Below are 8,927 nucleotides of genomic sequence, written 5' to 3'. Positions count from 1 at the left end.
GGCGGAGCCATCCTTGAAATACCACCCTTATTGTTGCTGACGTCTAACCGCGGCCCGTTATCCGGGTCCGGGACATGGCGTGGCGGGCAGTTTGACTGGGGCGGTCGCCTCCCAAAGTGTAACGGAGGCGCGCGATGGTGGGCTCAGACCGGTCGGAAATCGGTCGTCGAGTGCAATGGCATAAGCCCGCCTGACTGCGAGACTGACAAGTCGAGCAGAGACGAAAGTCGGCCATAGTGATCCGGTGGTCCTGCGTGGAAGGGCCATCGCTCAACGGATAAAAGGTACTCTAGGGATAACAGGCTGATTTTGCCCAAGAGTCCATATCGACGGCAAAGTTTGGCACCTCGATGTCGGCTCATCACATCCTGGGGCTGGAGCAGGTCCCAAGGGTTCGGCTGTTCGCCGATTAAAGTGGTACGTGAGCTGGGTTCAGAACGTCGTGAGACAGTTTGGTCCCTATCTGCCGTGGGTGTACGAAGCTTGAGAGGATCTGTCCCTAGTACGAGAGGACCGGGATGGACACACCTCTGGTGGACCTGTCGTGGCGCCAGCCGCGCAGCAGGGTAGCTAAGTGTGGAATAGATAACCGCTGAAAGCATCTAAGCGGGAAACTAGCCTCAAAACAAGGCTTCGCCGAGAGCCGTAGTAGACCACTACGTTGATAGGCCGGGTGTGGAAGCGTGGTGACACGTGTAGCTTACCGGTACTAATAGCTCGATCGGCTTGATCGTTCTTCAGTCAAACTCATGACTGTGCGCTCATACACTTCATTCAATGATGTCTTCGCATCTTCTCCGCTGACCTGGTGGCTATGCCGGGGGTTCCCCACCCGATCCCATTCCGAACTCGGTCGTTAAGTCCCCCAGGGCCAATGGTACTTCGTCTTAAGGCGCGGGAGAGTAGGTCGCCGCCAGGTCCGCCGAGAAGATGCACTATCTCAGATCCATATCCTTCCTTCGTGATACATCCCGAAAAGCCCCGACCATCGTGTCGGGGCTTTTTGCGTTTCTGGCTCAGGCGCGAGGCCAAAAAGCCAACACGTCCCCGCCGCCGGCGTCGATCCTCGGGCATATCTCCTTCAGCGGACAGGCTCTGCAACGGGGCCGGGCATGGGTGCAGAAGGTCTGGCCCAGGCGCTTCACCAGGCAATGGAACTCGAATAGTTCCTCGGCCAGCCAGGCTTCGGGCGCCTGATCCATCAGGCTGTCATAGGCGGCCTGGACATCGCCGCGAGCGGGTGAAAGGCCGAGCCGCCGGGTGACCCGATGCACATGGGTGTCGACCACCAGGGCCCGCATGTTCAGGCGGCTGAAGTTCAGCACACAGGCGGCGGTCTTGGGACCGACGGCGGGCAGCGCCTTCAGCCAAGCCATGGCGTCGTCGACGGTCTCCCTGGCCAGGAAGTCGAGATCCAGCGTCCCGCGTCTGTGCTTCAGCATGCGTAGAAGCACGGGCAGTTGGCGCGCCTTGGCCTCGGGGAAGGTGGTTGGGGAAAGGATGGCTTCGAGCGCCGGTCCGGGCGCCAGGCTCATCGCCTCCCAGTCAGCGTTGTAATGGGCGCGAAGGCGGAAGAAGGCGTTCCAGGACACCTCGTCATAGGCCCGCCCGCTGATGGCGGACTTTACCAACTGCGAGACGGGATCCATCCGCGCAACGCTGCGCTGCGGGCCGTAGATCGCGAGAAGCGGCCGGCTGACGTCGGGGAGCGGCGAGGCCCCAAAGTCGAAGGATCTCTGCATATCGTAACAATAGAACAAAGAGGGAACATCATCGAGTCCGCTTTTCAGGCGGGGCGGGCTGGCGTCTAGTCGCCCTGAAGGCGGCGAGGGTCGCGGTGTCGCGGTGGACTGGGATGGGGCGCTGGCTGTTTCTGGATGAGTTGAGTTGTCTCGATGACGCGGCGCTGCTGGTGCTGCGCGCTGTCGTCGGCGCCTTTTTGATCTGGGGCGTATGGGACAACATCACCAGCGCCGAGCACATGGCGACCTTTGTCGCTTTTCTCGGGAAGTTCGGATTTCCCGCCCCCGCCCTCATGGCGCCGCTGTCGGTCTGGGCTCAGTTCGCCTGCGGCCTGGCCTTCGTCCTGGGGGCGTTCACCCGCTGGGCGGGCTTGCTGTGCGCGATCAACTTCATCGTCGCCATCGTCATGGTCGACCGCACGCTAGGAATCCGCGGCTCCTTCACCTCAGCCTGCCTCGTGCTGATCGGCCTCTACCTCGCCAGTCACGGCCCCGGCCGGTTTGCGCTGGATCAATGGTTGAGGCGACGCCTGGCCTAGAGGCGGTGTGATCGTGCGCGGCCTTGTCCTATAAGGCCTGCCTCGTGTCCGAGGGGATGATCATGAGCACCGATAGCGGCGATTACGTCTATGATGAAGCCACCGGCGAGTGGCTGAGCCCGGAAGAGGCGGCGGCCAAGTCGCAGGCCGCTTCGGCCGGTGGTGTCGAGGTGCGCGACAGCGTCGGCAACCTTCTGGCCGACGGCGACAGCGTCACTCTCATCAAGGACCTGACGGTAAAGGGCGCGGGCCAAACCCTCAAGCGCGGCACCGTCATCAAGTCGATCCGCCTGACCGGGGACGAGCAGGAGATCGACTGCCGCCATCCCGGCATCAAGGGCCTGGTCCTGCGCGCCGAGTTCGTCCGCAAGGTCTGACCGGCTGACGCGACGTCAGCCAAAACGTGACTTGTCAACTTGACCCAAGTCACTTTTATAATGCGACCCACGGGGCGGCAGACCCTTGGGAGCGAACGCATGACCTACATCCTGGGTGGATGGCAGACCGACTTTTCGGCCAACTGGGCCCGTCAGGGCATGGAGATGGCCGATGCTTTCGCCGAGGTCGTGCGTCACGGGCTTGAGGCGACGGGCCTGGACGCCGAAGACGTCGAGTGCGGCCATGTGGGCAACTTCGTGGGCGACCTCTTTGCGGGGCAGGGGCTGCTGGGCGGCTTCTTCGGCCTCGTCCACCCGGCTTGGGACGGCCTGCCCACCGCGCGTCATGAAGCGGCCTGCGCCTCGGGCAGCGTGGCGATCCTGGCGGCGGCCGCCGAGATCGAGGCGGGGCGTTATGATCTGGCCTGCGTTGTCGGGCTGGAGCAGATGCGCAACGTCTCCGGTCATCAGGCGGCGCAGCACCTGGGCGCCGCCGCCTGGGCGGGGCACGAGTATCAGGATGCGCAGTTCGTCTGGCCGCGCGCCTTCTCCGACCTCAACGAGGAATACGATCGCCGCTTCGGGCTCGACTACCGTCACCTGATGCGCATCAGCGAGATCAACTTCGCCAACGGCCGCCGCAACCCCAACGCCCAGACCCGTCAGTGGGCCTTCACGCCCGAGAGCTTCACCGCCGACGACATAGCCAATCCGGTCGTCGAAAGGCGCACCCGCAAGCAGGACTGCGGTCAGGTGACCGACGGCGCCGCCGTGGTCTTCCTGGCTTCGCCGCGTCGCGCGGCTGAGTACGCCAAGGCGCGCGGGATCAGCCTGGACAGCCTGCCGCGCATCAAGGGGTGGGGCCACCGCTCGGCGCCAATCAGCTACGACGCCAAGATCCGCGCCAGCCGCGACAACCCTTATGTCTTCCCGCAGGTGCGCCGCGCGGTCGAGGAAGCCCGCGCCCGCGCCGGCGTCACCGCCCTGGACCAGATCGACGTGGTCGAGACCCACGACTGCTTCGCCATGACCGAGTACATGGCCATCGACCATCTGGGCCTCACCGCGCCGGGCGAGAGCTGGAAGGCGGTGGAGGACGGCTCCATCGAGATCGGCGGCCGCCTGCCGATCAATCCCTCCGGCGGCCTGATCGGCCTGGGCCACCCCGTGGGGGCCACGGGGGTGCGTATGGCGCTCGACGCCTTCAAGCAGGTGACCGGGACCGCCGGCGACTATCAGGTCGAGGGCGCCAGGACGTGCCAGACCCTGAACATCGGCGGCTCCACCACCACCACGGTGAGCCTGGTCATCGGCGTCTGACGCCATGGACCGCCGCACCCTGCTGGCCGCAGCGGCCGCATCGTCCTTCATCGTGAAAGAGGCGCTCGCCTCGGAGAGACCCATGTCGCGTCGCTTTCAAATCCTCGACTCCGTAATCGCCGCCTGGCGGGCCAGGGACATCGACGCGGCCCTGTCGCACATGCACGACGACATCGTCTGGCACTACGCCGCCGCCATCGCCCCGCCGCTGAAGGGCAAGGCCCAGGCGCGCAAGTTCCTGGAGAACTTCGCCTCCCAGATTTCCGAAGTGAAATGGCGGATCTTCGACTACGCCGAGAACGGCGACCGCCTCTTCGTCGAGGGCGTGGACGAGTACATCGCCAAGGACGGCGCGCGGGTGGCCGCGCCCTATGCCGGGGTGGTGGAGTTCAAGGGCGACCTGATCATCGGCTGGCGCGACTACTTCGACCGTGGCGTTGTGGACGGCATGAAGGCCGGCGGATCGGCCTCGGCGCAGGTTGAGCAACTCATCGCCCGCCCGAGCGCGTCATGAGCGCCGCCCTGAAACTGGACGACGTCCGCGCCGCGCCCATGCGCGAGGCGAAGCTGCTGGCGGTGGACCTCGATGTCGACCGCCGCGCGGACGGGACGATCTACATCGCCTCCCGGGTGCCGCTCAAAGCCTATGAGGCCGACATTGCGGCCGCCTTCGCCCGGCGGGCCGCGCGGATGGGCGACAAGCCGGCCCTGGCGCGGCGTGGCGCGGACGGCGCCTGGGTCTTCACCACCTATGCCGCACTGGCGGGGCAGGTGGAGGCGGCGGCCACCTGGCTGAAAGCCAATGTGCCGGCCGGCCGCACCGTGATGATCCTGACCGGCAATACGCCAGGGTTCGCGGCCATGACCTTCGCCGCCTGGACGGCCGGCCTGCCGGTCTGCCCGGTCAGCACCACCTATGGCGCCCTGGGCGGTGACTACGGCCGCCTGAAGCATGTGATCGCCAAGGTGCGGCCCGCGCTGATCTTCGCCGAGGACGCCCGACCCGTGGGCAAGGCGCTGGAGGCTCTGGACCTGGGCGACGCCATGGTGGTCACCAGTGATCCCGCGGCTCTGGCCCGCCCCGCGACGGCCTGGAGCGAGGTCCTGGCGACCGCGTCCAACTCGCCGGCGGTCAACCGCGCGCCGGATGACGTGGCCGCCTACATGCTGACCTCGGGCTCCACCGGCCTGCCCAAGATCGTGCCCATCACCTTCGACAATCTGGCGGCCAACAGCGCCCAGTGCCAGCAGATGATCGGCGAGGCCGCCGGCTGGCACGACGTGATGCTCGACTGGCTGCCCTGGCACCATGCGGCCGGAGCGTTCGTCCTGCGCACCACGCTCCTGGAAGGCGGCACGCTCTATATCGACGACGGCAAGCCGGCCCCTGGTCTGTTCGATCAGTCGATCGCCAACCTGCGCGAGATCGGCGTCGCCTACTTCAACAACGTGCCGCTGGGCTACACCCTGCTGGTGGACGCCCTGGAGAAGGACCCGGTCCTGCGCCGCACCTTCTTCTCGCGCTTGCGCCTGATGCTCTACGGCGGGGCGGGGCTGTCGCAGCCGGTCTATGACCGCCTGCAAGCCCTGGCCGTGGCCGAGACGGGCCACCGCATCATGATGACCAGCGGCTATGGCGCCACCGAGACGGTCTCGGCCTTCATGGCCATCCACTTCGAGACCGACAAGGTCGGCATCGGCCTGCCGGCGCCGGGCGCGAGCCTGAAACTCGTTCCCAGCAGCGACCGATACGAGGTGCGGGCCAAAGGGCCGAACGTCACGCGCGGCTATCTGGATGAGCCTGGCAAGACGGCCGAGGCTTTCGACGACGAGGGTTACTATCGCACCGGCGATCTGGCCGTGTTCCACGATCCGGCTGATCCTGGTCAGGGCCTGGCTTTCGCCGGGCGCGCGGCCGAGGAGTTCAAGCTGTCCAGCGGCACCTGGGTCTATGGCGGCAAGGCGCGCGACGAGCTGCTGAAGGTCCTGTCGCCCCTGGCCGCCGAGGTGGTGCTGGCCGACGACAATCGTCCGTACCTGACCCTCATGATGTGGGCCGCGCCCGGCGCCACGCGAGAGGCGATCGCTGAACGGCTCGCCGCCTTCAACGCCAGCCAGCACGGCGGATCCAGGATCCGCCGCGCCCTGCTGCTCAGCGAGCCGCCGCAGCCCAACGCCCACGAAATGTCCGACAAGGGCACGGTCAACCGCCGCGCCGTCATCGACCGCCGCAAGGCTGAGGTGGAGCGGCTCTATGCCGACACGCCCGACGCCGACGTCATCGTCCTTTCCTAGCGAGCTTACCCATGTCCCACGCTCCTGAAATCCAGGCCCTGCTCGACAAGCAGGCGATCACCGAGGTCCTGCACCGCTACTGCCGCGGCGCCGACCGGGCCGACATCGAGCTGGTGGCCGGCGCCTATCACCACGACGCGGTGGAGGATCACGGCGGCGTCTATGATGGCCCCGCCTCGGCCTATGTGGAGAACATGGCCAAGATCCTGCCCAAGGCCGGGCAGATGAACCACCTGACCACCAACGTCATCATCGAGCTGGACGGGGATGTGGCCAAGGTGGAGTCCTACATCCTGGCCTTCTCGCGGATGAAGAAGGACGGGGAGAAGTTCGACACCCTGACCCTGGCCCGCGCCCTGGACCGCTTCGAGCGCCGGGCTGGCGAGTGGAAGATCGCCAAGCGCCAGATCATATGGGAATGGAACCACGAGATGCCCTTCGCCGAGACCTGGGGCCGTGGCCTGATGGCGCCCGATCCGTCAGTCCTGGTCCGGGCGGGCAAGAAGCCGAACGACGCCCTTTACGCGATGGAGGCGTAGGTGGAGGTCAAGGGTTCGGTCGCCCTCGTCACGGGCGGCAACCGGGGGATCGGCGAGGCTTTCGTTCGGGCCTTCATCGAGGCCGGCGCGGCCAAGGTCTATGTGGGTGCGCGCGATCCGAAGAACGCCGAACATCTGGTGGCCGAAGGCGGCGGCAAGGTCGTCGCCCTGGCGCTGGATGTGGCCAGGCCTGATCAGATCGCGGCGGCCGCCAAGGCGGCCACGGACGTCTCCATCCTGGTGAACAACGCCGGCGCGTTCCTGAACCAGCGCCTGATCGGCGCGGACGACCTGTCGGCTGCGCGCGAGGAGATGGAGGTCAACTATTTCGGCCTCGTGGGCATGTGCCGCGCCTTCGCACCGGCCCTGAAGGCCGCTGGCGGCGGGGCGATCGTCAATGTGCTGTCCTCGGGCGGCCTCGTCGCCGTGCCGGCCATGGGCGGCTACAGCCCGTCCAAGTTCGCCGGCCGCGCCGCCACCACCAATATCCGCGCCGAACTGGCGGGGCAGGGGACGAGCGTGAGCGCCCTGATCGTCGGCTCGGTGGACACCCGCATGGCCGCGCACGTCGAGGGCCAGAAGGAACGGCCCGAGGACATCGCCCGCATCGGCCTGCAGGCCATCAAGCGCGGCTCGGACGAGGTGGACACCGACCGCATGGCGGTGGAGGTTCGCGCCAACCTGGCGCGTGATCCGAAGGCGCTGGAGCGCGCCATGGCGCGCATGCTAGGCGCCGACACCGTTTCGACCGGTCGCTGATAGAGCTTTGGGGGAAGCCATGGACCTGATCACCATCCTGGGCGTGAACGCCGCCGCCAGCGCCGCGGCCATGGGCCTGCTCTGGCTCATCTGTCTGAAGCTGCGCGACGTCACCGTGGTCGACAGCTGGTGGTCGCTGGGCATGCTGCTGCTGGCGACGACGACCTTCCTGCAGCTTGGCGATCCGACGCCGCGCCGCTGGCTTCTGCTGGGGCTATGCGCGCTATGGGCCGTGCGCCTGGGCGGCTATCTCTTCTGGCGCTGGCGCGACCATGGGCCGGATCGCCGTTACCAGTCGATGCTCGGCAAGGTCGAGGCGCAGAAGGGGTGGGGCTTCGCCAAGGCCAGTTTGTTGCTGGTGTTCCTGACCCAGGCCCCTTTGCAGTTCATCGTCGCCCTGCCGGTGCAGCTTGGTCAGATGCAGCCTGAGCCGGCGCTGGGCGTGGTCGCCTATGCCGGCGCGGCCCTGGCGGTCTTCGGCGTGATCTTCGAGAGCATCGGCGACTGGCAGCTGACCCGCTTCCGCAAGAACCCCGACAGCAAGGGCAAGGTGCTGAACACCGGGCTTTGGCGCTACACCCGCCACCCCAACTACTTCGGCGACGCCTGCGTCTGGTGGGGGCTCTACCTGATCGCCGCCGAGACGCCGCTGGGTCTTTGGGCGCTGCCCGGACCGGTGCTGCTGACCTGGACCCTTATGAAGTGGAGCGGCGCGCCCACCCTGGAGCACCGCCTCAAGAAGACCCGTCCCGAATACGCCGATTACATCGCGCGGACCTCCGGCTTCGTGCCGTGGCCGCCGAAGAAAGCCTGATCTTCCACCCTCGGAAGACACTGGCCGGTGCGGAGCGGGTGAAGTCTCCACGCCGGCCTTTTTTCTCGCTGGCCGGGGGAGGTTGCGTGCTTCGACGGGTCGCTGCGCTCCCGCTCAGCATGACGAAGGTGGGATAATGCTGAGTCCGTCACCCTGAGCCTGTCGGGGCATGTCCTTGGGATGCGGCGCCTTTCAGCCTCGCCTCCCCAGGCCTGTGCCTGGGGTCCCTGTTTCAGCGGGCAGGGCGTTGGCGGGCGGTTAGCTCTGAGAAGGCGGACACAGGGACCCTCGCCACAAGGGCGAGGGGGCGGAGTAAATCTGGGCACGGCTCCGCACCCCCACGGGCGAGAACCCGCAAGGTTGGAAGGGCGGCGGAGCGGCCTGACCTGCGTCAGGCGATGGGACTTAGGCGTGCCGGTTCGACGTAGGTCTTTCCGCTCCGCGCGATCGTGTCTGGGGGCTCCTCGAGAGGACTTACAAATCTCCGAGCAAAGGCCCTGACGGGCGGGCCTCCTCCAGCGAGGAGGTCCCGGACCGCGTGG

The 8,927-nt window shown here is 66.6% G+C and carries 9 protein-coding genes and 2 rRNA genes (1 of these 11 cut by a window edge); 10 read left to right on the top strand and 1 reads right to left on the bottom strand.

Annotated features, from left to right (window positions below; genetic code table 11):
• Positions 1-734 (top strand): 23S ribosomal RNA (locus P7B02_RS13820); it begins 2,056 nt to the left of the window's first position.
• Between the two features lie 70 nt (positions 735-804).
• A 5S ribosomal RNA gene (gene rrf, locus P7B02_RS13815) occupies positions 805-919 on the top strand.
• 97 nt (positions 920-1,016) lie between these two features.
• Here rrf and P7B02_RS13810 read toward each other — a convergent pair.
• On the bottom strand, positions 1,017-1,631 hold the full coding sequence (locus P7B02_RS13810; RefSeq protein WP_277786929.1) for an endonuclease III domain-containing protein: 615 nt from the start codon (positions 1,629-1,631) through the stop codon (positions 1,017-1,019).
• Positions 1,632-1,855: 224 nt separating this feature from the next.
• On the opposite strand from P7B02_RS13810, the gene P7B02_RS13805 reads away from it, so the two are divergent.
• From P7B02_RS13805 to P7B02_RS13770, 8 genes are all read left to right on the top strand, one after another.
• A complete protein-coding gene (locus P7B02_RS13805) occupies positions 1,856-2,281 on the top strand; it encodes a DoxX family protein (protein WP_277786928.1) in 426 nt (141 codons plus the stop codon).
• A gap of 170 nt (positions 2,282-2,451) precedes the next feature.
• Positions 2,452-2,658 carry an alkylphosphonate utilization protein gene (locus P7B02_RS13800; RefSeq protein ID WP_277787153.1) on the top strand — a complete coding sequence of 69 codons (207 nt, stop codon included), beginning with the start codon at positions 2,452-2,454 and terminating at the stop codon, positions 2,656-2,658.
• A 99-nt stretch (positions 2,659-2,757) separates the two neighbouring features.
• The gene (locus P7B02_RS13795) at positions 2,758-3,978 is read left to right on the top strand and encodes an acetyl-CoA acetyltransferase (protein ID WP_277786927.1); all 1,221 of its coding nucleotides are present in this window, start codon (positions 2,758-2,760) and stop codon (positions 3,976-3,978) included.
• A 4-nt stretch (positions 3,979-3,982) separates the two neighbouring features.
• Entirely contained in the window at positions 3,983-4,492 is a 510-nt protein-coding gene (locus tag P7B02_RS13790) for a nuclear transport factor 2 family protein (RefSeq protein WP_277786926.1), read from the top strand.
• Positions 4,489-6,273 carry an AMP-binding protein gene (locus tag P7B02_RS13785; RefSeq protein ID WP_277786925.1) on the top strand — a complete coding sequence of 595 codons (1,785 nt, stop codon included), beginning with the start codon at positions 4,489-4,491 and terminating at the stop codon, positions 6,271-6,273. Before P7B02_RS13790 ends, P7B02_RS13785 begins: the two co-directional genes overlap by 4 nt.
• 11 nt (positions 6,274-6,284) lie before the next feature.
• On the top strand, positions 6,285-6,812 hold the full coding sequence (locus P7B02_RS13780) for a nuclear transport factor 2 family protein (RefSeq protein WP_277786924.1): 528 nt from the start codon (positions 6,285-6,287) through the stop codon (positions 6,810-6,812).
• Complete coding sequence (locus P7B02_RS13775; protein WP_277786923.1) at positions 6,813-7,571, top strand: SDR family oxidoreductase; 759 nt, start codon at positions 6,813-6,815, stop codon at positions 7,569-7,571.
• Positions 7,572-7,590: 19 nt separating this feature from the next.
• Positions 7,591-8,385, top strand: a complete 795-nt coding sequence (locus P7B02_RS13770; RefSeq protein ID WP_277786922.1) for a DUF1295 domain-containing protein — start codon at positions 7,591-7,593, stop codon at positions 8,383-8,385.
• The last annotated feature ends 542 nt before the right edge of the window (positions 8,386-8,927 follow it).

Source organism: Caulobacter segnis (assembly GCF_029543125.1).
Taxonomy (GTDB): domain Bacteria; phylum Pseudomonadota; class Alphaproteobacteria; order Caulobacterales; family Caulobacteraceae; genus Caulobacter; species Caulobacter segnis_D.
Note: the sequence above shows the minus strand (reverse complement) of the source record. Positions and strands in the feature narration are given on the sequence as shown.